This window comes from Nocardiopsis sp. LDBS1602 (assembly GCF_035818715.1).
GTDB lineage: Bacteria > Actinomycetota > Actinomycetes > Streptosporangiales > Streptosporangiaceae > Nocardiopsis > Nocardiopsis alba.
Map to the genome: position 1 here is coordinate 245,047 of NZ_JAYLVW010000006.1, position 23,121 is coordinate 268,167.

At 70.7% G+C, this 23,121-nt stretch carries 21 protein-coding genes; 3 read left to right on the forward strand and 18 right to left on the reverse strand.

The window, feature by feature from the left end; all coding sequences use genetic code 11:
* Positions 1-104: 104 nt before the first annotated feature.
* Entirely contained in the window at positions 105-1,817 is a 1,713-nt protein-coding gene (locus U9J66_RS19200; RefSeq protein WP_326338311.1) for a solute symporter family protein, read from the reverse strand.
* Positions 1,817-2,251, reverse strand: a complete 435-nt coding sequence (locus U9J66_RS19205; RefSeq protein WP_326338312.1) for a DUF485 domain-containing protein — start codon at positions 2,249-2,251, stop codon at positions 1,817-1,819. Before U9J66_RS19205 ends, U9J66_RS19200 begins: the two co-directional genes overlap by 1 nt.
* Before the next feature lie 535 nt (positions 2,252-2,786).
* Here U9J66_RS19205 and U9J66_RS19210 point away from each other — a divergent pair.
* Positions 2,787-3,065: a hypothetical protein gene (locus U9J66_RS19210; protein WP_014913543.1), complete on the forward strand. Its 279-nt coding sequence runs from the start codon at positions 2,787-2,789 to the stop codon at positions 3,063-3,065.
* A 119-nt stretch (positions 3,066-3,184) separates the two neighbouring features.
* Here U9J66_RS19210 and hutI read toward each other — a convergent pair whose 3' ends face one another.
* From hutI to hutH, 5 genes are read right to left on the reverse strand one after another with little or no spacing between them, the layout of a single operon-like run.
* Positions 3,185-4,402, reverse strand: a complete 1,218-nt coding sequence (gene hutI, locus U9J66_RS19215) for an imidazolonepropionase (RefSeq protein WP_326338313.1) — start codon at positions 4,400-4,402, stop codon at positions 3,185-3,187.
* A complete protein-coding gene (locus tag U9J66_RS19220; RefSeq protein ID WP_326338314.1) occupies positions 4,399-5,787 on the reverse strand; it encodes a formimidoylglutamate deiminase in 1,389 nt (462 codons plus the stop codon). The genes hutI and U9J66_RS19220 overlap by 4 nt, the downstream gene beginning before the upstream one ends.
* Complete coding sequence (locus U9J66_RS19225; protein WP_017535435.1) at positions 5,784-7,022, reverse strand: allantoate amidohydrolase; 1,239 nt, start codon at positions 7,020-7,022, stop codon at positions 5,784-5,786. The genes U9J66_RS19220 and U9J66_RS19225 overlap by 4 nt, the downstream gene beginning before the upstream one ends.
* A complete protein-coding gene (gene hutU / locus U9J66_RS19230; RefSeq protein ID WP_014908851.1) occupies positions 7,019-8,677 on the reverse strand; it encodes a urocanate hydratase in 1,659 nt (552 codons plus the stop codon). The genes U9J66_RS19225 and hutU overlap by 4 nt, the downstream gene beginning before the upstream one ends.
* A gap of 19 nt (positions 8,678-8,696) precedes the next feature.
* Positions 8,697-10,244: a histidine ammonia-lyase gene (hutH, locus tag U9J66_RS19235; RefSeq protein ID WP_161110146.1), complete on the reverse strand. Its 1,548-nt coding sequence runs from the start codon at positions 10,242-10,244 to the stop codon at positions 8,697-8,699.
* A gap of 156 nt (positions 10,245-10,400) precedes the next feature.
* Between hutH and U9J66_RS19240 the strand changes: the two genes are divergently transcribed.
* Positions 10,401-11,162, forward strand: coding sequence for an IclR family transcriptional regulator (locus U9J66_RS19240; RefSeq protein ID WP_326338315.1), 762 nt, complete (start codon positions 10,401-10,403; stop codon positions 11,160-11,162).
* Here the strand turns inward: U9J66_RS19240 and U9J66_RS19245 are convergent.
* A complete protein-coding gene (locus U9J66_RS19245) occupies positions 11,154-11,837 on the reverse strand; it encodes a hypothetical protein (RefSeq protein WP_014911661.1) in 684 nt (227 codons plus the stop codon). The two genes, U9J66_RS19240 and U9J66_RS19245, sit on opposite strands and share 9 nt — an antisense overlap.
* 129 nt (positions 11,838-11,966) lie before the next feature.
* On the opposite strand from U9J66_RS19245, the gene U9J66_RS19250 reads away from it, so the two are divergent.
* Positions 11,967-12,227, forward strand: coding sequence for a hypothetical protein (locus U9J66_RS19250; RefSeq protein ID WP_161110148.1), 261 nt, complete (start codon positions 11,967-11,969; stop codon positions 12,225-12,227).
* Positions 12,228-12,488: 261 nt separating this feature from the next.
* Here the strand turns inward: U9J66_RS19250 and U9J66_RS19255 are convergent, their stop codons facing one another.
* The 10 genes from U9J66_RS19255 to uvrC form a co-directional block, all read right to left on the reverse strand.
* Positions 12,489-12,860 carry an RNA polymerase-binding protein RbpA gene (locus U9J66_RS19255; RefSeq protein WP_017606310.1) on the reverse strand — a complete coding sequence of 124 codons (372 nt, stop codon included), beginning with the start codon at positions 12,858-12,860 and terminating at the stop codon, positions 12,489-12,491.
* Between the two features lie 82 nt (positions 12,861-12,942).
* On the reverse strand, positions 12,943-13,176 hold the full coding sequence (gene secG / locus U9J66_RS19260; protein WP_014908716.1) for a preprotein translocase subunit SecG: 234 nt from the start codon (positions 13,174-13,176) through the stop codon (positions 12,943-12,945).
* Between the two features lie 286 nt (positions 13,177-13,462).
* Positions 13,463-14,242: a triose-phosphate isomerase gene (gene tpiA, locus U9J66_RS19265; protein ID WP_014910514.1), complete on the reverse strand. Its 780-nt coding sequence runs from the start codon at positions 14,240-14,242 to the stop codon at positions 13,463-13,465.
* Positions 14,243-14,334: 92 nt separating this feature from the next.
* A complete protein-coding gene (locus U9J66_RS19270; protein ID WP_014909709.1) occupies positions 14,335-15,519 on the reverse strand; it encodes a phosphoglycerate kinase in 1,185 nt (394 codons plus the stop codon).
* Positions 15,520-15,663: 144 nt separating this feature from the next.
* Positions 15,664-16,668, reverse strand: a complete 1,005-nt coding sequence (gene gap, locus U9J66_RS19275; protein ID WP_161110149.1) for a type I glyceraldehyde-3-phosphate dehydrogenase — start codon at positions 16,666-16,668, stop codon at positions 15,664-15,666.
* A gap of 336 nt (positions 16,669-17,004) precedes the next feature.
* The gene (whiA, locus tag U9J66_RS19280; RefSeq protein ID WP_014910031.1) at positions 17,005-17,985 is read right to left on the reverse strand and encodes a DNA-binding protein WhiA; all 981 of its coding nucleotides are present in this window, start codon (positions 17,983-17,985) and stop codon (positions 17,005-17,007) included.
* 222 nt (positions 17,986-18,207) lie between these two features.
* Complete coding sequence (locus U9J66_RS19285) at positions 18,208-18,606, reverse strand: DUF488 domain-containing protein (RefSeq protein WP_014911309.1); 399 nt, start codon at positions 18,604-18,606, stop codon at positions 18,208-18,210.
* Positions 18,607-18,644: 38 nt separating this feature from the next.
* On the reverse strand, positions 18,645-19,631 hold the full coding sequence (locus tag U9J66_RS19290) for a gluconeogenesis factor YvcK family protein (RefSeq protein WP_017535441.1): 987 nt from the start codon (positions 19,629-19,631) through the stop codon (positions 18,645-18,647).
* 199 nt (positions 19,632-19,830) lie between these two features.
* Positions 19,831-20,715, reverse strand: a complete 885-nt coding sequence (rapZ, locus tag U9J66_RS19295; protein WP_014913217.1) for an RNase adapter RapZ — start codon at positions 20,713-20,715, stop codon at positions 19,831-19,833.
* The gene (gene uvrC / locus U9J66_RS19300) at positions 20,712-22,739 is read right to left on the reverse strand and encodes an excinuclease ABC subunit UvrC (RefSeq protein ID WP_161110150.1); all 2,028 of its coding nucleotides are present in this window, start codon (positions 22,737-22,739) and stop codon (positions 20,712-20,714) included. The genes rapZ and uvrC overlap by 4 nt, the downstream gene beginning before the upstream one ends.
* Positions 22,740-23,121: the final 382 nt, after the last annotated feature.

Below are 23,121 nucleotides of genomic sequence, written 5' to 3' on the forward strand. Positions count from 1 at the left end.
AACGGATGCGCCGGGAGTGGGCCCGTATCGCGCGAGGGCTGCCCGGTGTGCCGGCCTTCCTCGACGAGGTGACGGCCGCGCTGGCCCGGGCCGGGGAGACCGGATCAGTCACGGTCGGCCCCTCGGCCGGTGAGGGAGCGGACCCGCATCTCGGTGAACCGGGCGTTGCCCCGCTCGGAGGAGAGCAGACTGCACACGATGGCGCAGAGGAAACCGACCGGCACCGCGACCAGCGCGGGGTTCTCCAGGGGGAAGACGTTGATGTCGATCCCGACCGGCAGGAGTGACAGGCTCTCCCCCGTGCGGGGGTCGACCTTGCCGGACACCACCGGTGAGAGCAGCATGAGCAGCAGGGTGGCCGCCAACCCACCGTAGATACCGCCCTCCACCCCGGCGGTGTTGAACCGGCGCCAGAACAGGGTCAACACGATGACCGGCAGGTTGGCCGCGGCGGCGATCGCGAAGGCCAGCCCCACCAGGAAGGCGACGTTCTGCCCCTGGGCCTGGACCGCCAGGGCGATGGCGACCGCCCCGATCACACAGGCCGAGAGACGGGCCACCCCCATCTCCTGGGACTCGCGCGGCCGCCCCCACATGAGGATGTGCCCGAACAGGTCGTGGGCGATCGAGGACGAGGAGGCCAGGGTCAGGCTGGCGATCACCGCGAGGATGGTGGCCAGGGCCACCGCGCAGATGAGGGCGAGCAGCACCGCGGCGCCCACCGGCCCGGCGGCCCTGCGACCCAGCTCCTCGGCGAGCAGCGGGACCGCCGAGTTGCCCGAGGGGTCCGCCGCCATGATGCGTTCGGAACCCACCAGGGCGGCCGCGCCGAACCCCAGGGCGAGGGTCATCAGGTAGAAGGCGCCGACCAGGGCGATGGTGCGGTTGACCGAGGAACGGGCGGCCCTGCCGTCAGGGACCGTGTAGAAACGGATGAGGATGTGGGGCAGCGCGACCGTCCCCAGGACCAGCGCCAGGCCGAGGCTGATCAGGTCCATCTTGTCGAAGAAGGTCCGTGCGCCCTCGCCCGGCACCTCGACCCCGAACCGCAGCCCGGGTTCGAGGAAGGCCTGTCCGTGACCGCTCGCCTCGGCGGCCCCGCTCAACAGCGCGCGGGGGTCGAAGGAGAACACGGCCAGCACCATGACGGTGAGCAGCCCGGTGGCCGAGAGCAGCACCACGGCCTTGATGATCTGCAACCAGGTGGCGGCCTTCATCCCGCCGTACATGACGTAGACGATCATCAGCACGCCGACCAGGACGATCGCCCCCGTCCGCGCCTCGGCAGCGCTCATCCCCAGGAAGGTGCCGCCGTCGCGCAGCCCCAACAGGAGGGACACCAGGGCACCCGCTCCGACCATCTGGGCGACCAGGTAGAACACGCAGACGGTGACGGTGGAGATGGTGCAGGCCAGCCGGACCCGCATCCGGCGCATCCGGAAGGCGGGCAGGTCGGCCATGGTGAAACGGCCGGTGTTGCGTGTCAGTTGGGCCATGGGCAGCACCAGGAGCCAGGCCACCAGGAAGCCGATGGAGTACAGGAGACCGTCGTAGCCCTGGAGCGAGATCATCCCGGCGATGCCCAGGAAGGAGGCGGCGGACAGGTAGTCCCCGGTCAGGGCGAGCCCGTTCTGGGTTCCGGAGAAGCCCCGACCACCGGCGTAGAAGTCCACGGCGCCCTTGGTGGTGCGCCTGGCACGGACCGTGATGACCAGGGTGACCAGGACGAACAGGGCGCACAGTCCGAGGGTCCAGAGGTGGGTGACACCGAGCGACCCCACGATCGCCTCGGTCGGGTCCGCAGGCAGGGAGGGCATCAGTCGATCACCCGCCCCTCGACGTCCTCCTCGAACCCGACCCGGAGCTCCTCGGCCAACGGGTCGAGGGTGCGGACGGACAACAGGTGGAAGGCCCAGGCGAGCAGGAAGGTGAGCGGAAACTGCCCGATTCCCAGGAGCAACGCCACATTGATCGGCCCCATAATCGGAATCCCCATGAAATCGCGCGCGTAGGCGGAAAGAAGAAGATAGGTCATGTAGCCACCGAGGAAGAGCACGACCAGAATGGCGGTCTGAACGGCGAACCTCCGCCGGAGCATCACGAAACGCGGATCGATCAACACACGTTCGCAGGCGCGTGCCGTATCGGCCTCGAGCCCGCCACGGGAACGCGTCTCCCCTCCTCCGGGCCGGTGTCGTTCCCCTTCTCGCACATCACGCCTTTTCGGCGTGCCCTCCATGTATTCGACCACGGTCGTCCCCCAACGATCGCTCCCGCCACCGCGGACGGTCCGGTTCGTTCCCGCGCGCCGTTCCCCCACGGCGCGCGGCCCTGCCCGAACACCGTCTCGGCGTCCGGCGCACGGGGCGGATCGGTCGTCTCGATCCGGCGTGTTCGCGTTCGTATCCGCCGGTCACGCCCCGATGGGCCATCACACTAACCACAGCCCGCCCGCCGTGTTCACAGAATGCATAAAACGGCCGACCGGAGAATAACCGCACCGAAAATAGGGAATCGGACGGAACACCTTCCGAAACCACGGCGGAACCCATCGGGACCCGGCGCCGCGCGACGGGGATCACAACCGAACACCGTGAACGGAGGGCCTGGTCACCCGGGGCACGCGCGTCGCTCGAAGGCGCAGCGACCCTTCCGTCTTCGCTAGGCTTCGGGGCGACCCCGAACACCAAGGCGGAAGGCCGGCTCTACACCGGCCTCCGCTTTCGTACAGGTGTATGATCACGGGGTCCGCACTGTTCACGCCATATCGAAGGGAAATCCCCGCCGTGGTCACCGAGGTCTTCACGCGCAAGTACTGCGATCCCCACGCCGTTCGCGAGGAGAAGGTCGAGGCGACTGAGGTCGTCCAGTTCGCCTGGGAGGGCTCCGTTCGCGAGGTCGACGCCTGCGATGAGTGCTTCAAGGAGCACGAGGCCCGCTTCGAGCCCCTGGTCGACTACTCCCGCCCGGTGAAGAAGCGTCGCGCCACCAAGAAGGCGTCCCCGGCTCCGGCCGAGACCGCCGAGACGGCCGAGAGCGCCGACGCGGACAGCGACGACAAGTAGAACCCATCCCCCGCCGCCCCGAGGGAGCGGTGGGACGACGGCCTCATCGCGTCGACGCGCGAAGGGGGCGGTGACCGCCATCGGCGGACACCGCCCCCGTTCTCGTTCTCCGGGCCCGATCAGGGGCGGCCGGAGACGAGTTCACCGTCCTTCCACACCGCGGCCACCTGGGGCACCCCCGGCCGGTAGGCCAGATACAGGTGGTTGGGGGCGTCCAGGAGGGTGAGGTCGGCGCGGGCCCCGGGGGCCAGGTGGCCCACGTCGGTACGGCGCAGCGCCGTCGCCCCGCCTCGGGTGGCCGCCCAGACCGCCTCGTCCGGGGTCATCCCCATGTCCCGCACCGCCACCGCGATACAGAACGCCAGGCTGGAGGTGAAACAGGAGCCGGGGTTGCAGTCGCTGGCCAACGCCACCAGGGCGCCCGCGTCGATCAACGCGCGCGCGTTCGGATAGGTCTGGCGAGTGGAGAAATCCACCCCCGGCAACAGGGTGGCGACCGTGGGCTCGGGACGCTCGGCCGCCCCGGCCAGGGCCTCCACGTCCTCGGCCGACAGATAGGTGCAGTGGTCCACCGAGGCGGCGCCCACCTCCACCGCCAGCCGGACGCCCGGCCCCTCGCCCAACTGGTTGCCGTGGACGCGCGGCAGCAGCCCGCGTTCCATCCCGGCGGTGAGCACCCGCCGCGAGGCCCGCTCGTCGAAGGCCCCGCGTTCGCAGAACACGTCCACCCAGCGCGCCAGAGGTGCGCAGGCGTCGAGCATGGGGCCGGTGACCAGGTCGAGGTAGCCGTCGGGGTCGTCGGCGTACTCGGGGGCGACCACGTGCGCGCCGAGGAAGGTCACCTCGTCGGTGACGCGGGAGGCCACCTCCAGGCAGCGCCTCTCGTCCTCGACCGTGAGCCCGTACCCGGACTTGACCTCCAGAGTGGTGGTCCCCTGCCCGTGGGCCTCGCGTACGAACCGGCGCGCCCGCTCCTCCAGTTCGGCGTCGGAGGCGGCCCGGGTGGCGGCGACCGTCGTTCGGATCCCTCCGGCGGAGTAGGGTTCCCCGCTCATCCTGGCCGCGAACTCGCGGCTGCGGTCCCCCGCGAAGACGATGTGCGAATGGCTGTCGACGAAACCGGGGATGACGCAGCGTCCGGCGGCGTCCACCCTGGTGTCGGCGGCGGGCGCGGCGGCGCGCGCTCCCGCCCAGGCGATACGTCCCTCCTCGATGACCAGGGCGGCGTCGGAGATCTCTCCGAGCGCCCCCTTCCCCAGGGACGGGTCGTTGGTGACCAGGGTGGCGATGCCGTCGACGAGGACGGTGCCGGCCCCTCCGGTCCTGTGGTGGCTCACAGCAGCTCCTTGATCGCGGAGTCGAGTTCGCGTGCGGTGTCGTGGACGAGGGTGTGCGCGCCGTCGCGGACGATCCAGACGCCGTCGACCATCACGTGACGTACGTCGGCCGCGGTGGCCCCGAAGACCACGGCGTCCACGGCCCGGTCCGGGTCGGCCCCGGCCAGACCCACCCCGTCGAGGGGGACGTTGACCAGGTCGGCCCGGGCACCCGGGGTGAGCGCCCCGGCGTCGGTCCAACCGAGCCCGGCGTGCCCGTCGACGGTGGCCGCGCGCAGCAGCGCACCGCCGTCCAGGGTGCCCCTGCGGTGGGTGCGCAGACGTTCGTGCAGTTCCACCCCGCGCGCCTCCTCGAACAGGTCCGTGCGGGCGTGCTGGTCACTGCCCAGGCTCAGCGGTACCGGCCTCGGGCCGGCGACGAGGTCGCCGGTACGCGGCAGCCCGTCGGCGAGGTCGCGTTCGGTGGTCGGGCACAGGCACACGGCGGCGCCGTGCGCGCGGACGGTGTCGACGTCGGCGTCGGTGAGGTGGGTGGCGTGGACCAGGGTCGTGCGTTCGGTGAGCGCTCCGGCCTCGGCCAGGACCCCCGTCGGGGTCAGGCCGTACGCCGCCAGACAGGCGGCGTTCTCGGCCGGTTGTTCGGAGACGTGGACGTGCAGGGGCATCCCTCCGGAGTCGGCGACGCGCGCCACCTCCGGCAGGTCCTTCGCCGGTACCGCCCGCACCGAGTGGGCCGCCACACCGGCTCTGGCGTGGGCGCCCTCGACCCGGGTGCCGCGGACCCGCTCGGCCCAGGCGTCGACGGTGCCGTCTCCGAACCTCAGCTGGGGGCCGGTCGGGGGCGGGTGTCCGCCGTCCTCGCCGAGCCCGCCGGCCAGATAGCACACGTCCAGGAGCGTGATCCGGATCCCGGCGTCGGCGGCGGCGGACGTCAGCGCGTGCCCCATGACACCGGGGTCGGCGTAACGACGTCCGCCAGGGGCGTGGTGCAGGTAGTGGAACTCGCCCACGCACGCCACCCCCGCCAGGGCCATCTCGGCGTAGACGGCCCTGGCCAGCCGGTGATAGGACTCGGGGTCCAGCCGTTCGGCGGCGCGGTACATCACCTCCCGCCAGGTCCAGAAGGAACCGCCGTCGGCGTGGGTACGGCCGCGCAGGGCCCGGTGGAAGGCGTGGGAATGGGCGTTGGCCAGCCCGGGCAGGGTGAGCCCGGACAGGCGTTCGGCGTCGATCGGGGGTTCGGTACCGGCGGTGACCGAGGTCAGCCGGCCTCCGGGGTCGACGGTCAACAGCACGCCGGCCTCGGCGGTGGGGCCGCCCGTCCACGCGTGTTCGCACCAGTAGCGGCGCTCCCCCGGGATCCGGGGGCCCTCCGGAACGCTCACGCGCCCCCTCCCGGGGTCGAGAGCAGGTCGGCGAGGACGTCGGCCAGGGCCCGGACCCCGGCGTGGCGGTCCTCCGGGTCGGCCCACTCGTGGGGCGAGTGGGAGACCCCGGTGGGGTTGCGCACGTACAGCATGGCGGTGGGCACGTGGGCGGACAGCACGCCCGCGTCGTGACCCGCGCCGGTGGGCAGGATCGGTACCGGACCGTCCGCCTCGGCGACGCGTTCGCCCAGGGTGGCGGCCAGACGGTCGCGCAGGGAGTGGGAGAACTCCACCAGGGGCGTGGTGGACTCGGCCGCCATCGTGTGGACGACCCCATGGTCGCGCGAGGCCTTCTCCGCCGCCTCGCGTACGCCCTCCACCACCGCGGTCAACGCCGCCTCGTCGGCGGCCCGGGCGTCCAGCCAGGCGCTGACCAGCGAGGGGATCGCGTTGGTGCCGTTGGGGGTGATGTGCGCCTTGGCGACGGTGGCACGGGCGTCGTGGCTCTCGGCCAGGGCACGCGCCGCCAGGATCGTGTGCGCCAACGGCAGCATGGGGTCGGCCCGATCGACCAGACGGGTGGTGCCCGCGTGATCGGCCCGACCGGTGAAGTCCATCCGCCAACGCCCGTGCGGCCAGATCGAACCGGCCACGCCGACCGCGTGCGGGGTGTCGGCCAGGGCACGCCCCTGTTCGACGTGCAGCTCGACGAAGACGTCGAACGACTCGGCCAGGCCGGGGTCGGGGCCGATCCCCTCCGGGTCCAGACCGGCCGCCTCCATCGCGGCCGCCCAGGTGACACCCGAGGCGTCGGTCAGGGAACGTGCCCGGTCCGGGTCGATACCACCGGTGGACAGGCGGCTGCCCAGGCAGGGCACGCCGAACCGGGCGCCCTCCTCCTCGACGAACACGCCCACGGCCAGCGGACGCTCGGGGACGAACCCCCGGGCTCGGAGCTCGTCGACGGCGGCCAGGGCCGATACCACCCCGAGGGGTCCGTCGAAGGCGCCCCCGTCGGGGACCGAGTCCAGGTGGGAGCCGGTGGCCACGGCCCCCGGCCCCGGGGCGCCCCACCAGGCCCACAGGTTGCCGTTGCGGTCGGTGCGCACGTCCAGGCCCCGGGCGGCGGCCGCCTCGGTGAACCAGGCGCGGGCGTCGGTGTCGGCCCCCGTCCAGCTGTACCGGTGGTAGCCGCCGCCGTCGGTGGAGCGTCCGATGGGGAGCAGATCCGCCCAGAGACGGTCGAAGCTCACTCGCCCTCCCTCATCGGCACGCGGATCCCGTGGGCCTCGGCGACCCGCTCGGCCTTCTCGTAACCGGCGTCGACGTGCCGGATGACGCCCATGGCCGGGTCGTTGGTCAGGACCCGGTCGAGCTTGGCGGCGGCCAGGTCGGTGCCATCGGCGACGCTGACCTGGCCGGCGTGCAGGGAGCGGCCCATGCCCACGCCGCCGCCATGGTGGATGGAGACCCAGGAGGCGCCGGAGGAGGTGTTGACCAGGGCGTTGAGCAGCGGCCAGTCGGCGATGGCGTCCGAACCGTCCCGCATGCCCTCGGTCTCACGGTAGGGCGATGCCACCGAACCGGTGTCCAGGTGGTCGCGACCGATCGCCAGCGGCGCGGAGATCTCCCCCGAGGCCACCAGCTCGTTGAACCGCTGCCCGGCGGCGGCCCGCTCGCCCTGACCCAGCCAGCAGATTCGGGCGGGCAGCCCCTGGAAGGCGACCCGTTCCCGGGCCATGCGGATCCAACGGGCCAGGTGCTCGTTCTCCGGGAACAGGTCGAGGACGGCCTGGTCGGTACGGGCGATGTCGGCCGGGTCGCCGGAGAGCGCGGCCCATCGGAAGGGGCCCTTGCCCTCGCAGAACAGCGGTCTGATGTAGGCGGGCACGAAACCGGGGAAGTCGAACGCCCGGGTGAAGCCGCCCTCGCGCGCCTCGTCCCGAATGGAGTTGCCGTAGTCGAAGACCTCGGCCCCGGCGTCCTGGAAGCCGACCATCGCCTCCACGTGCGCGGCCATGGACTCGCGGGCCCGGAGGGTGAACTCCTCCGGCTTGGCGGCGGCCAGGTCCTTCCAGTCACCGAAGGGAACCCCGAGCGGCAGGTAGGCCAGCGGGTCGTGGGCCGAGGTCTGGTCGGTGACGATGTCGATCGGCGCGCCCCGGGACAGCAGCTCGGGGAAGACCTCGGCGGCGTTGCCGAGCACCCCGATGGACAACGGTCGGCGCTCGTCGCGGGCGCGCACGGCCAACTCGAGCGCCTCGTCGAGACCGTCGGCGCGCACGTCCAGGTAGCGGTGCTCGATCCGGCGGTCGATGCGGCTGCCGTCGCACTCGACCACGATCGCCACGCCGTCGTTCATCGTGACGGCCAACGGCTGGGCCCCGCCCATGCCGCCGAGCCCCGCGGTGAGGGTGATCGTTCCGGCCAGCGAGCCGCCGAAGCGCTTGGCCGCGACGGCGGCGAAGGTCTCGTAGGTCCCCTGAAGGATGCCCTGGGTACCGATGTAGATCCACGAACCGGCGGTCATCTGCCCGTACATGGTGAGGCCCTCGGCCTCCAGACGCCGGAACTCGGGCCAGTTCGCCCAGTCGCCCACCAGGTTGCTGTTGGCGATCAGCACCCGGGGCGCCCACTCGTGGGTGCGCATGATGCCCACCGGACGGCCGGACTGCACCAGGAGGGTCTCGTCGCCCTCCAGGTCGCGCAGGGAGGCGGTGATCCGGTCGAAGCTGCGCCAGTCGCGGGCGGCCTTGCCGGTACCGCCGTAGACCACGAGGTCCTCGGGATGTTCGGCCACCTCGGGGTCGAGGTTGTTGTGGAACATCCTCAGGGCGGCCTCCTGCTGCCAGCCCTTGGCCGACAGCGTGGTGCCGCGGGCGGCGCGGACGGTACGTGCCTTGCTCATCTGTGTCTCCTTCGGGGGGTCAGGCGAGCGGAGTGACGGACTCGACGGCGTCGACGACCGAGCCGTCGGCGACCAGGGCCGCCACGGCCGCGATCTCGGGGGCCAGGTAACGGTCGGGGCCCGGGCCGGCGACCTTCTCCCGCACCAGACGCACCACGGCGCCGGTGGCCGGCCCCGGCTCCAGCGGCGAGCGCAGGTCCAGGGCTCGGGCCGCGGTGAGCAGCTCCACGGCCAGAACGTTGGTCAGACCGTCCACCGCGCGGCGCAGCTTGCGGGCGGCGGACCAGCCCATGGACACGTGGTCCTCCTGCATCGCCGAGCTGGGGATGGAGTCGACGCTGGCGGGAACGGCCAGCCGCTTGAGCTCGGAGACGATCGCGGCCTGGGTGTACTGGGCGATCATGTGCCCGGAGTCCACACCGGGGTCGTCGGCGAGGAAGGCCGGCAGCCCGTGGGAGCGGGACACGTCGAGCATGCGGTCGGTGCGCCGTTCGGCGATGGAGGCCACGTCGGCCACGGCCACGGCCAGGAAGTCCAGCACGTAGGCGACCGGCGCCCCGTGGAAGTTGCCGTTGGACTCCACCCGACCGTCGTCGAGGACGACCGGGTTGTCGATGACGCTGTCCAGTTCGCGTCCGGCCACGAGCAGGGCGTGGGAGAGCGTGTCGCGGGCGGCGCCCGCGACCTGCGGAGCGCAGCGCAGGGAGTAGGCGTCCTGGACCCGGTTGCAGTCCGGGCCACGGTGGGAGGCGACCACCGGGGAGTCGGCCAGCAGCGCGCGCAGGTTGGCGGCGGAGGCGGCCTGCCCGGGATGGGGACGTAGCGCCTGGAGTTCGGCGGCGAAGACCCGGTCGGTGCCCAGGAGGGCCTCGACGCTCATGGCGGCGGTGATGTCGGCGACCTTGAGCAGCCGCTCCAGGTCCATGCAGGCGATGGCCAGCATCCCGAGCATGCCATCGGTGCCGTTGATCAGGGCCAGGCCCTCCTTGGCGCCCAGTTCCACCGGGGCGATGCCGGCCTCGGCCAGCGCCTCGGCGGCGGGACGGAGCGTTCCGGAGGCGTCGCGGACCTCGCCCTCGCCCATCAGGGCCAGCGCCACGTGGGACAGCGGCGCCAGGTCGCCCGAGCAGCCCAGGCTGCCGTACTCGTGGACGATCGGGGTGATCCCCGCGTTGAGCAGCCCGGCCAGGGTCTCGACCGTGACCGGCTCGACCCCGGTGTTGCCCGAGGCCAGCGTGCGCAGACGCAACAGCATCAGGGCGCGCACCACTTCGCGCTCCACCTCGGGGCCGGCCCCGGCCGCGTGCGAGCGGATGAGGGAGCGCTGGAGACGGGCGCGCAGATCGGGAGCGATGTGTCGGGTGGCCAGGGCGCCGAACCCGGTGCTGACCCCGTAGGTGGGGGTCTCGGCCCGGGCCAGGGACTCGACCCGCTCCCGGCCGTGGTGGACGGCCTTACGGGTCTCCTCACCGAGAACGACGTGGGCGCCGTCACGGGCGACGGCCAGGACCTGGGCCGGGGTGAGCGGGGCTCCACCGACGGCGACGGAAGAAACTGCTGTGGACATACCCCCATTCGACCTCTTCGGCCACCGCCTCGGAAGTGCCGGCACGCGGGTTCCGTCCGAAATCCCGGACAACCTCGCCGTGTACCCGTCCCCTCACCGGGCGGAGCTCCCCGACGTCCCCCGGGAGACCTGGAGGGACTGTGAGAACATCGGGGCATGAGTCATGTTCCGGCGGCCACACGGGCTCTACGGCTGCTGCGTTTCCTGGCCGCGCGGCCCGGGCCGATGTCCGCCTCGGCGATCGCCTCGGGGATGGGCCTGCCTCGCTCCAGCGTCTACCAACTGCTGGAGGCCATGGCCGAGGAGGGGTTCGTGACCCACCTTCCGGAGGAACGCCGGTGGGGCCTGGGCGTGGCCGCGTTCGAGATCGGCTCGGCCTACCTGCGCCACGACGGGATCGAACGGCTGGCCCGCCCCCTGCTGCACCAGCTCACCGAGACGACCGGGGCCACCGCCCACCTGGGCGTCCTGCACGGCTCCGACACCCTGTACCTGCTCAAGGAACAGCCGCCCCACGCGCCCACCCTGATCACCGGGGTGGGGGTACGACTGCCCGCCCACCTGACCGCCTCGGGACGGGCGATGCTGGCCCGGCTGCCGCGGGCACAGGTGCGCGCGCTGTATCCGGGGGCCGACGCCTTCACCGATCGCACCGGGAAGGGGCCGCGCGCCCCCGGAGAACTGCGTTCGATACTGGCCGACGAGGGCCGCCAGGGGTGGTCGATGGAGGACGGACAGGTCACCGACGGCTACCTGTCCGTGGCCGCGGCCGCCTCCGACCACAACGGCACCCCGGTGGCGGCGATCAGTCTCACCGTGCCGAGCGCGCGGCCGGTCACCCCGGGGGCCCTGGCCGCGCGGGTGCGCGACGCGGCCGGGGAGCTCACCCGGCGGATGAGCGGACGCGCGTCACCGTAGGGGCGCGCTGCGCTCGACGATGGAGGGCAGGGGCGCGGTGCGCTCCACCATCCGCAGGATGTGCTCCTTGCGGTCCTTGGGCACCTGCACGTAGAACTGCGTGGCCGCCTCGGGGTCGGCCTCCAGATCCAGGGTCTCGGCGCTCTCGGCCCACCCGGGAAGCTCCGGGTCGGTGCGGTGGGTGTCCAACGCGAATTCGATGAAGTACAGGACCCGGCGACCGCCGATGTGCACCTCGCGAATCCGGCGGATCTCCTCCCAGGAGACGAAGGTGCCCTCTCCGGGGAACCACCACTTGCGTTCCTGGAGGAGGGTGACGCCGTCGCTGTCGGCGCTGATGCCCTGACTGGTGATCCGCTGGGGCAGACCGCGCACGAGGAACACGTTGCTCCCCGGGCCGAGGAAGAACATGACCAGGCCGGCGATGGCCCAGAGGGACACCGAGCCCACCGTGGCCTCCTCACGCGTCACGTGCCACAGCATCGAGCCGACGACCAGCAGGAATCCGAGGGTGAGGGACGCGGAGAAGTAGGCGGCGGTCATCCACATACGGGCGTTGGGCCCGCGCAGGCTGACGTAGCGGCGCAGGTGGGAGACGCTCGCCGGTGGCCGGGTCAGATCCGAGGGGACGCCCCGTTCGTCAGGGGGGACGTCCGAGGGTTCGGGGGAAGCCATACCCCCATTCTTTCAAGCCTTCGGTGTGCTCGGTGCGCCGGCACACCCCGTTCCGTCGGCCTTCTCACGGGAACGGGCGGTCCGACCGAACCGTCGGTGTCCGACGGCGTCGGACGCTACAGTCCTGCCATGAGACGCGGCACACGTGAGTACGAGACGGCCCTCCTGGTGAACGGGGAGGTCCTGGTCCAGGACGGGGTGGTCTATCGGGGCCTGACCATGCTCCACGAGGAGGGCGAGGACAGGTTCGCGCCGTTGGAACGGTGGGCGAAGGGGGTGGCCGAGAGCCTGGGGGAACCGGTGACCTGGCGGGCCAAGGCCAAGAACGAACCGGAGGTGAGGGGGACCGCCCAGCCGGGCGAGGTCCCTCAGAATCGCCTCGCGCTCTGAGCGCCGCACTTGGCGCACTGGAACTTGCGATCGTCGCCGAGGATCCAGTCGTGGTCTCCGCCGGTGGGGCACGTTGACATCGACACCAACTCCTCAGGAAGGGGACTTCGGGGGTGTGTCGGTCATCGTAGGCCCCACCAACCACACCGGTCCCCGGAATGAGAAAATCGATACCCGACTCGTATACGCGCCCGATCCCCGGACACACGTCGGGGCCCGCCCCGAAGGCGGACCCCGAACGGAACACGGTGATCGCGAGGATCAGTTCTGGGAGGCTTTCATGTGGGCCTCCACCGCGGCGCGGTCGGCGCGCAGCTTGGCGAGGGCCTCGTCCAGGATGAGCTTGCCCTCCTCCTCGCTACGACGCTCCTTCACGTACGCCAGGTGCGTCTTGTAGGGCTCGGTGCGCGGCGGCGAGGGCGGGTTGGCCTTGTCCTTGCCCGCGGGGAAACCGCAACGCGGGCAGTCCCACTCGTCGGGGACGGCGGCCTCGCTGGCGAAGCTGGGGACGACCTCGTGCAAGTTCGCACAGTAGAACGGAACCCGGATCCGCGGAGCGGCCTCGCCCCGCTCCGCCTCGCCCATAGGGCCGGCTCCGACTCGGCTGCCACGGATGGCACTGCCACTACCCACGAAAAACTCCTTCGGCGAACTCGCTCACCGGCGACTCGGGCGAGCTTGACTAGAACGAGGGGCCGGCGCGGCCGGTGGCGCGCTACCCGCGGTTGATCAGCAGGCCGAGAACGACGATCGTCACGATCCACACGACCCCGACACCGATGGTCATCCGGTCGAGGTTGCGCTCGACAACGGAGGACCCGCCGAGCGAGGAGGTGACACCCCCGCCGAACATGTCGGAGAGACCACCGCCCTTGCCCTTGTGCATCAGCACGAGGAGGACCAGCAGCACACTGAGAAGCATCACGAAGATGGACAGACCGAGGATCACACGCTCACCCGTAGCTCGACCCCGCAGCGGGGGGATGGACTCCTCGGCCCCCTTTCCCCACCCGCACCGACAACGACATGGGGGTGCCGTCCGGGAACGGGCCACGGAAGGAGGAGACCGGGGACGTTATCGGATTTTACCGCGCCGGCGTCGACACGGGAGGAGAAACCGCGAGGCACGGCCATCCCCTCAGCGAAGTCTAGCCCGAACGACGCACCTGTCGGACACCCGCCCCGTCACGCTTGGACATCGGAGCGTGACGAGGCGGGGAAGACGAGACGTTCGGTCAGCCGTTCTCGCGGAAGCGGATCACCTTGGCGAACTCGTCCGCCTTCAGGCAGGCACCGCCCACCAGGGCGCCGTCCACGTCGGCCTTGGCCATGATGCCGGGGGCGTTGTCGCCCTTGACGGAGCCGCCGTAGAGGACGCGCACCGCGTCGGCGACCTCGGGCGAGTACAGCTCGGCCAGACGGGCGCGGATCGCCGCGCAGACCTCCTGGGCGTCCTCGGGGGTGGCGACCTCGCCGGTACCGATGGCCCACACGGGCTCGTAGGCCACGACGATCTTCTCCGCCTGCTCGGCGGTGATCTCCTTCAGGGCGCCGTCGAGCTGGGCCAGGACGTGCTCGACCTGGGCACCGGCCTTGCGGACCTCCAGGCCCTCGCCCACGCACAGGATCGGGACGATCCCGTTCTTGTAGGCGGCCTTGACCTTGGCGTTGACCAGGGCGTCGTCCTCATTGTGGTATTCACGACGCTCGGAGTGGCCGACCAGGACGTAGGAGCACTCCAGCTTGGCCAGCATCGCACCGGAGATCTCACCGGTGTAGGCGCCCTTGTCGTGGGCGGAGATGTCCTGGGCACCGAAACCGATGCGCAGCTTGTCCCCGTCCACCAGCGTCTGCACGCTGCGGATGTCGGTGAACGGGGGCAGGACGACGACCTCGGCGTTGTCGTAGTCCTTGTCGTTCAGGGCGAAGGCCAGCTTCTGGACCAGCGCGATCGCCTCGAGGTGGTTGTTGTTCATCTTCCAATTGCCCGCGATGAGCGGCATGCGCTTGGCCATCGTCGTCCCTTCCTCGAAAGTCTTCTCTTGTTCACGGGGCGGGGGTCGTACCCGTCGGGCCGGGACCCCGTACCGGCCCGACGGGGATGACGTCAGGCGAGGGCGTCGATGCCCGGAAGGGCCTTGCCCTCCAGGTACTCCAGGCTGGCGCCGCCACCGGTCGAGATGTGACCGAAGGCCGCCTCGTCGAAGCCCAGGGCGCGCACGGCCGCGGCCGAGTCGCCACCGCCGACGACGGTGAAGGCGTCGGAGTCGATGAGCGCCTGGGCCAGGGCCCGGGTGCCCCCCGCGTAGGGTTCCATCTCGAACACGCCCATGGGGCCGTTCCAGAAGACGGTCTTGGTGTCGGCGAGCTTCTCGGCGAACAGGTGCCGGCTCTTGGGGCCGATGTCCAGCCCCATCCGGTCGGCCGGGATGGAGTCGACGTCGACGGCGGCGTGGGGGGCGTCGGCCGAGAACTTCTCGGCGGCCACGACGTCCACCGGCAGGACGATCTCCACGCCCTCGCGCTCGGCCCGCTCCAGGTAGCCGCGGACGGTGTCGAGCTGGTCGGCCTCCAGAAGGCTGGAACCGACCTCGTAGCCCTGCGCCTTGAGGAAGGTGAACACCATGCCGCCGCCGATGAGCAGACGGTCGGCGGTCCCCAGGAGATTGTCGATGACGCCGAGCTTGTCGGAGACCTTGGAGCCGCCCAGGACCACGGCGTAGGGGCGCTGCGGGTCGCTGGTGAGCTTCTTGAGCACCTCGACCTCGGTCAGCACCAGACCGCCGACGGCGTGCGGCAGACGGGCCGGAAGGTCATAGACGCTGGCGTGCTTGCGGTGCACGGCGCCGAAGGCGTCACCGACGTACAGGTCGGCGAGGCGGGCGAAGCGGTCGGCGAGTTCACCGCGCTCGGCGTCGTCCTTGCTGGTCTCGCCGGGCTCGAAGCGCACGTTCTCCAGCAGGGCGACCTGACCGTCCTTCAGCGCGGCGGAGGTCTCCAGGGCGGAGTCTCCGGCGGTGTCGGTGGCGAAGGCGACCTCGGTGCCGAGCAGCTCGCCCAGACGGGCGGCGACGGGGCGCAGGGAGAAGCGGGGGTCCGGGGCGCCCTTGGGGCGACCCAGGTGGGCGGCCACGATGACGCGGGCACCGCGTTCGCGCAGCTTGTCGATGGTCGGCAGGGCCGCGCGGATGCGACCGTCGTCGGTGATGCGGTCACCGTCCAGGGGCACGTTCAGGTCGGCCCGGACGAACACGCGCTTTCCGGAGACGTCGAGGTCGTCGATCGTCCGCATGCTGGTCTCCTCGTTGGGGTTGGTGGGGTCTGAAGCTCCCGGACGGTGGGCCGGGCGGGCGTGGACGCGACGGCACCCCCACCGCGCGGGGCGGAAGGGGTGCCGGGTCACGCGTGTGCGGCCACGAGTCGTGGGGACCCGTGGTTACAGGCCGGCGCCGACCAGCTTGGCCAGGTCGACCAGGCGGTTGGAGTAGCCCCACTCGTTGTCGTACCAGCCGAGGATCTTGACGGTGTTGCCGGAGACCATCGTCATCTTGGCGTCGAAGGTGCACGAGGGCGAGGTGCCGACGATGTCGGAGGAGACGATCTCGTCCTCGGTGTAGACGAGCACGTTCTTGAGCGGGCCCTCGGCCGCGGCCTTGAACGCGTCGTTGACCTCGTCCTTGGTGACCTCACGGTCCAGGGTGACGACCAGGTCGGTGGCGGAGCCGTCCGGAACCGGGACGCGCATGGCCATGCCGTCCAGCTTGCCGGCGAGCTCCGGGATCACCAGGGCGGTGGCCTTGGCGGCACCGGTGCTGGTGGGGATGATGTTCTGCGCGGCGGCGCGGGCGCGACGCAGGTCCTTGTGCGGGAAGTCCAGGATGACCTGGTCGTTGGTGTACGCGTGCACCGTGGTCATGAAGCCCTGCTGGATGCCGAAGGCGTCCTTGAGGACCTTCGCCATGGGCGCCACGCAGTTGGTGGTGCAGGAGGCGTTGGAGATGACGTCGTGCGAGGCGGCGTCGTACTTGTCGTCGTTGACGCCCATCACGATGGTGATGTCCTCGCCCTTGGCGGGGGCGGAGATGATGACCTTCTTGGCGCCGGCCTCGATGTGCTTCTTGGCGTCCTCGGCCTTGGTGAAGATGCCGGTGGACTCGACGACGACGTCGACGTTCAGCTCGCTCCAGGGCAGCTGGGCCGGGTCGCGCTGAGCGAGGACCTTGATGTTCTTGTCGCCGACGCGGATGAAGTCGTCGCCGACCTCGACCTCGCCCTGGAGGGTGCCGAGCACGGTGTCGTACTTGAGCAGGTGCGCGAGCGTCTTGGTGTCGGTGAGGTCGTTGACCGCGACGATTTCGATGTCGCTGTCGCCGGCGGCGACCGCGCGCCAGAAATTGCGGCCGATCCGACCGAAGCCGTTGACGCCTACACGGATGGTCACGGAACCAATCTCCTCATATATCGCACAGCAGTTTCACCCGTACGCCCGCGCTCGGGACCCCGACCGGTACGGTCCGGGTCGACCACGTTGAACAGCGTGAACGTGTAACAGGTGTTCACAAAGAGCCTATCGGAGTGCCGGCGGGAACCCGTTCGCCCCCCTCGGCGGACAGCCCTTCCACTCCTCGTGGAGTCGCACCCATCCTGACACCGTGAAGCGGAGAGGTCTATACCATTTTCGGAAGTTATCCCTGAGTTTTCCCAGTTAACAAAGGTGCACACGATCGCCGATCGCGCGTTCGGGGCCGCTCGTGCTCCGACCGGCCCCGACACCGGGTCAGGGGACGAGCATGTCCGGAGTGAGGTTCGCCTCTGTTCCCTCGATGCCCAGGTCGCTCGCCCGCTTGTCGGCCATGGCCAACAACCTGCGGATACGACCGGCGATGGCGTCCTTGGTCAGCGGCGGCACCGAGAGCTGGCCCAGCTCCTCCAGCGAGGCCTGCTTGTGCGCCAGACGCAGCCGTCCCGCGGCCACCAGGTGATCGGGCGCCTCCTCCCCCAGGATCTCCAACGCCCGCTCCACCCGCGCTCCGGCCGCGACGGCGGCACGCGCGCTACGACGCAGGTTGGCGTCATCGAAGTTGGCCAGACGGTTGGCGGTCGCGCGCACCTCACGGCGCATCCGCCGCTCCTCCCAGGCCAGCACGCTCTGGTGGGCGCCCAACAGGGTCAACAGAGCGCCGATGGAGTCGCCGTCACGGACGACCACCCGGTCCACGCCCCGCACCTCACGGGCCTTGGCGTGCACCTTGAGCCGACGGGCCGCCCCCACCAGCGCCAACGCCGCCTCCGGCCCCGGGCAGGTGACCTCCAGCGACATCGAGCGTCCCGGCTCGGTCAACGAACCGTGCGCGATGAAGGCACCGCGCCAGGCCGACTCCGAGTCGCAGGCCCCGCCCGCCACCACGTGCCGGGGCAGACCGCGCACCGGACGACCGTTGTTGTCGACCAGACCCGTCTGCCGGGCCAGGGACTCGCCGTCCTTGATCACCCGGACCACGTACCTGTTGCCCTTGCGCAGACCGCTCGGGGAGAGCACGACCACCTCGGACTCGTGGCCGAAGACCTCCGAGATGTCCTTGCGCAGGCGTCGCGCGGCCGCGCCCGTGTCGAGCTCGGCCTCGATCACGATCCGACCGCCCACCAGGTGAAGGCCCCCGGTGAAGCGGAGGATGGTGGACACCTCCGCCTTACGGCAGCATGGCTTGAGGATCGCCAGCCGGCTCAACTCGTCCTTCACCACGCCGGTCATCGCCATCGCTGCGATCCTCCCCTTGAGCTGCCAGGAACCCTGGTGTCGTACACCGACACCGGTACCGCCGTCCGGACCCCCGAGGACCGGGCGGCTTTCTCGTCGCAGACTACGTGACGCGGGCCTTCCCGCCGACCCCTGGACGGCGTGTTGCCGATCCGCTGTCCCTGCTCACAGGCGGCGTGTCGGCCTTCGTGTCGGTGTGCGGTCAATTGCTCCCCCCGACTTTCAGGGGGCCAACAGCGACTCCAGGTGGTCCCGGAGGACCACCGCGTGGTTGTGTCTGGTGTCCTTGGCCGCGTAGAGCAGGGTCACCGGACCCCGACGGGCGGCCTCCAGGATCGGTTCGAGCGCCTCGGGCCGCTGTTCGAGTTCGGTGCGATACCGCTCGGCGAACTCCGCGAAACGGTCCGGGTCGTGTCCGAACCAGGAGCGCAGCTCCGGGTCCGGGGCCACGTCCTTGACCCACCGGACCTCTTCCAAGGTGCTCTTGCGCACCCCGCGCGGCCAGAGCCGGTCAACGAGGAAACGCGGACCGGGAGGGGCCTCCCCCTCCCGGTCGGGATGTTCTTCGGCGTGGATCTCGTCGTAGACGCGTTCCAGGTGAACGCGGTGCTGTTCGGCCATGCGGCCCCCTTTCCCCGGGGACCGTCACGACGAACCCGTCAATCCACCAGGATTCGCTCCAGAGCCGTGGCGAACAGGTCCGGATCGTGCCGGGGGCCACCGTCCCCCATGCTCAGCTCGGCCAACTCCAGACGCCCTCCGAGCTCGCCCACCACCGCCTCCAACGGCAGCGGGTCCTCCACCGTCCCGGTGTCGGCCAGCACGACGTCCACCCCCAGCTTGGGGGCGTGCTCGCGCAGCACCTCCAGGTAGGTCTCGGGCCGGAAGTCGTCGGTCTCGCCCTTCTGGGGCGACAGGTTCAGGGCCACCAGCCTCTTGGCCCGGGTGGTGACCAGGGCGTGCGCCAGATCCGGCACCAGCAGGTGCGGCAGCACACTGGTGAACCACGAACCGGGCCCGAAGACCACCCAGTCCGCCTCGCGCACCGCCTTGACCGCCTGCGGACTGGCCGGCGGCTCCTCCGGAAGCAGCGAGATGGATCGCACCCGACCACTGGTGCTCGCGCAGGCCACCTGGCCGCGCACCGTGGTGAGCTCGTGCGGACGCTCGGGGTCCACCCCCTCCACCTCGGCGGAGATCTCCAGCGGGGCCGAGGACATCGGCAGGACCCGACCGTGGGCGCCCAACAACTGCCCCACCCAGTCCAGCCCCGCCACCGAATCGCCCAAAAGCTCCCACAGGGCCACGATCAGCAGGTTCCCGACGGCGTGGCCGTGCAGCTCGCCCTCCGAACGGAAACGGTGCTGGAGCACCTGGGTCCAGGTGTGCCCCCATTCGTCGTCCCCGCACAACGCCGCCAAGGCCATCCGCAGATCACCCGGTGGCAGCACCCCCAACTCCCTGCGCAGCCGCCCGCTGGATCCGCCGTCGTCGGCGACGGTCACGATCGCGGTGACGTCCGTGGTCACCCTGCGCAGCGCCGACAACGAGGCGTACAGGCCGTGCCCGCCCCCCAGCGCGACCACCCGTGGTGGCCGCGAGTCGTCGTCCCCGTCCGGCCCGTCCGGCGCGGTGCTCTTCGCCATGCCTTCGGCCTGCCCCCTCGTCCCGTGGTCCCTCGGACACTCCGGCCCCTACCGTCACTCGACGGCGTACGAACGATCGACCCGCCACCGTGCCCCGTCGGACCCGGGCCCTCCCGGGCCGGGGCCGATGGCGATCGGGCCAATGTAAGTGAAGACGCCACTCTTGGCGATTCGGTTCACCACACCGGGCGGGCGTGGATCACTCCCTTCCGACGTCCCGGTGGACCACGTGCACGTCCACCCCCAGACCCCGCAACCGCTCGCCGAACTGCTCCGCCATCGCCACGCTGCGGTGCTTGCCCCCCGTGCAGCCCACCGCGAACGTCATGTAGTGCTTCCCCTCACGCTGATAGCCGGCGATGATCAGCTTGAGGACGTCGACGTAGGACTCCAGCATCTCCTTGGCGCCGTCCTGGGAGAGCACGTAGTCGCGCACCGGCTCGTCGCGCCCGTTCATCGGCCTGAGCTCGGGCACCCAGTGGGGGTTGGGCAGGAAACGACAGTCCAGGACCAGATCCGCGTCGACCGGCAGACCGTGCTTGAAACCGAAGGACACCACGTTGGCGCGGGTGCGCACCTCGTCGCTCTCACCGAAGAACCCGATCACCCGGGCCTTGAGCTGGTGCACGTTGAGCTGGGAGGTGTCGATGACCAGGTCGGCCTCGCCCCGGACCGCCCGCAGCGTCTCCCGCTCCAGCGAGATGCCGTCGGTGAGCCGCCCGTCGCCCTGGAGCGGGTGGGGGCGGCGCACCCCCTCGAACCGACGGACCAGGGCCTCGTCGGAGGCCTCCAGGTAGAGGACGCGCGCGACGATGTCGCGCTTGCGCAGCCCCTCCACCGTGGACAGCAGGTCCTCGGTGAAGGCCAGCGAACGCACGTCCACCACCACCGCCACCCGGGGCACCGCCCCGTGGGTACGGCCCGCCAATTCGATCATCGTGGGCAGCAGCCCCGGCGGCAGGTTGTCCACCACGAACCAGTCCAGGTCCTCCAGGGCCCTGGCCGCCGTGCTCCGTCCCGCACCGGACATCCCGGTGACGATGACCACCTCGGGTGGCAGTTCCCCACCCAGTTCGACCGTCATGTGTCTCCTCCCCCGTCCGTCTTCCGGTCTCTCGTCGCCCCTGAACCCTCGTCACCGGCTCCGGTGGGGCCACCGGAGAGGTGCTCGTGCACGGCCTCGGCCAGCTTGGGGCCGATACCGGGCACGGCCGCGATCTCCTCGACACTCGCCGAGGCCAAACGCTTCACGGAACCGAACTCCTTGATGAGGGCGCTCCGCCGCGCCGGACCGAGCCCCGCGAGCTCGTCCAGGCTGCTGCCGGTGAGCGCCTTGGCACGTTTCTGCCGGTGATAGCGGATGGCGAAGCGGTGGGCCTCGTCACGCACCCGTTGCAGAAGATAGAGCCCCTCCCCGTTGCGGGGAAGGATCACCGGATCCTCGTCGTCGGGCAGCCATACCTCTTCCAGACGTTTGGCCAGCCCGCACACGGCCACGTCCTCGATCCCCAACTCGTCCAAGGCGCGTCGCGCCGCCCTGGCCTGGGGAAGGGCGCCGTCCACCACCACCAGGTTGGGCGGATAGGCGAACCTACCGGGGGTCGGTTCCTCTCCCCCGGCGCCGGCCCCCTGGTCGTCGGGGCCGCCCATCCTGGCGACCTCGCCCGAGCGGGAGCTCTCCTCCAGGTAGCGGCGGAAACGCCGGGAGACCACCTCGTACATGGCCGCCACGTCGTGCTGTTCCGAGCCGCCCTCGCCGCTGCCGCGGACCGAGAAGCGGCGGTACTCGGACTTGCGGGCCAACCCGTCCTCGAAGACCACCATGGAGGCGACCACGTGCTCGCCCTGGAGGTTGGAGATGTCGAAGCATTCGATGCGCAGCGGCGCCTCCGGCAGATCCAGGGCCTCCTGGATCTCGTTGAGGGCCCGGCTCCGCGTGCTCAGATCGCCCGCGCGGTGCGTCTTGTGCCGGGCCAGCGCCTCACGCGCGTTGCGATCGACCGTCTCCATCAGGGACTTCTTGTCACCACGCCGCGGCACCCGCAGGTCGACCGTCGATCCCCGATGCTCCGACAACCAGACGGCGACCGCCTCCCGATCGGAGGGCTCATGGGAGACCAGGACCTCGCGCGGTACGGAGGTGCCCGTGCCCTCGGTCTCCTCGTCCCCGTCCAGCGCCCCGTAGATCTGGCGCAGGAAGGTCTGCATCAGCTCGCCCGTATCGGCGTCGCTCACCCGGTCGACCACGTAACCGCGTCGCCCCCGGATCCGTCCGCCGCGCACGTGGAAGATCTGGACCGCCGCCTCCAAGGGGTCGTCGGCCATGGCGATGACGTCGCAGTCGGTGGAGTCGGGAAGGACCACGGCCTGCTTCTCCAGAGCGGCGCGCAGGGCCTCGATGTCGTCGCGCAGACGCGCGGCCCGCTCGTACTCCTGCTCGCCGGCCGCCTCCCTCATCCGCCCTTCGAGCTCCTTCAGGAACCGCCCGGTGTCACCGGCCAGGAAGGCGCAGAAGTCCTCCACCAGGTCCCGGTGCTCCTCCGGTGAGGCACGGCCCACGCAGGGGGCCACGCACTTGCCGATGTAACCGAGCAGGCAGGGGCGACCACTGTTGCGCGCCCCGCGGAAGACCCCGGCCGAGCAGGTGCGCACCGGAAAGACCCGCAACAGCAGGTCGACGGTCTCCCGGATGGCCCAGGCGTGCGAATAGGGGCCGAAGTAACGGACGCCCTTGCGCTTGGCGCCCCGCATCACCTGAACGCGCGGGAACTCCTCGTTGAGCGTCACCGCGAGGTAGGGGTAGCTCTTGTCATCGCGATACTTGACGTTGAAGCGCGGATTGTACTGCTTGATCCACGAGTACTCGAGCTGGAGGGCCTCGACCTCGGTGCCGACGATCGTCCAGTCCACGTCGTCGGCGGTGGAGACCATCTGCTGGGTACGCGGATGCAGGCCCGCGAAGTCACGGAAGTAGGAGGACAGCCTCGACCTCAGGTTCTTGGCCTTGCCCACGTAGATGACCTGGCCGGACGCGTCGCGGAACCGGTAGACGCCGGGCTCGGTGGGGATCGATCCGGGCGCGGGTCGTAGGTGAGGAGTCGCAGCCATGCCCCCATTCTGATGTGTCACGGCGACAGACGGCCACTCGTCGGCGCGAACGACACAGTGCCGCGTCTCACTTCCGGGTGATCCTTCCCGCAAACGTCACGATTGGGTATCCACATAGTCTAGGTTGGGCGGGTACCGACGGACTTCCCGACGTAAGGGACCTCGACCCGGAAAGACCGCGTTCTCGTCCCAAAGGACTCGAAAACCTCTTTCATCGGGCCTTTTCAGCATCAAGGAGGAGACCTTGATGGCCACGTTCGCCCACTCCGGCACGTGGACCGCGACACCCGCGACACCCACCCTCCCCGAGGCGGGGATCCCTCCCTCCTCTCGGCCCGACACCCGGGCCCGCACCCGACGAACAGACGAACGACAAGGGGGC

What these genes read in the sequence shown, in the direction of transcription:
- U9J66_RS19285 (WP_014911309.1), bottom strand. Translation starts at nt 18,606, where the DNA reads ATGGCCGAACAGCACCGCGTTCACCTGGAACGCGTCTACGACGAGATC.
- U9J66_RS19200 (WP_326338311.1), bottom strand. Translation starts at nt 1,817, where the DNA reads ATGCCCTCCCTGCCTGCGGACCCGACCGAGGCGATCGTGGGGTCGCTC.
- tpiA (WP_014910514.1), bottom strand. Translation starts at nt 14,242, where the DNA reads ATGGCCAAGCGCATGCCGCTCATCGCGGGCAATTGGAAGATGAACAAC.
- U9J66_RS19250 (WP_161110148.1), top strand. Translation starts at nt 11,967, where the DNA reads ATGAGACGCGGCACACGTGAGTACGAGACGGCCCTCCTGGTGAACGGG.
- U9J66_RS19240 (WP_326338315.1), top strand. Translation starts at nt 10,401, where the DNA reads ATGAGTCATGTTCCGGCGGCCACACGGGCTCTACGGCTGCTGCGTTTC.
- U9J66_RS19290 (WP_017535441.1), bottom strand. Translation starts at nt 19,631, where the DNA reads ATGGCGAAGAGCACCGCGCCGGACGGGCCGGACGGGGACGACGACTCG.
- U9J66_RS19270 (WP_014909709.1), bottom strand. Translation starts at nt 15,519, where the DNA reads ATGCGGACGATCGACGACCTCGACGTCTCCGGAAAGCGCGTGTTCGTC.
- U9J66_RS19245 (WP_014911661.1), bottom strand. Translation starts at nt 11,837, where the DNA reads ATGGCTTCCCCCGAACCCTCGGACGTCCCCCCTGACGAACGGGGCGTC.
- whiA (WP_014910031.1), bottom strand. Translation starts at nt 17,985, where the DNA reads ATGGCGATGACCGGCGTGGTGAAGGACGAGTTGAGCCGGCTGGCGATC.
- hutU (WP_014908851.1), bottom strand. Translation starts at nt 8,677, where the DNA reads ATGAGCAAGGCACGTACCGTCCGCGCCGCCCGCGGCACCACGCTGTCG.
- rapZ (WP_014913217.1), bottom strand. Translation starts at nt 20,715, where the DNA reads ATGACGGTCGAACTGGGTGGGGAACTGCCACCCGAGGTGGTCATCGTC.
- uvrC (WP_161110150.1), bottom strand. Translation starts at nt 22,739, where the DNA reads ATGGCTGCGACTCCTCACCTACGACCCGCGCCCGGATCGATCCCCACC.
- hutH (WP_161110146.1), bottom strand. Translation starts at nt 10,244, where the DNA reads ATGTCCACAGCAGTTTCTTCCGTCGCCGTCGGTGGAGCCCCGCTCACC.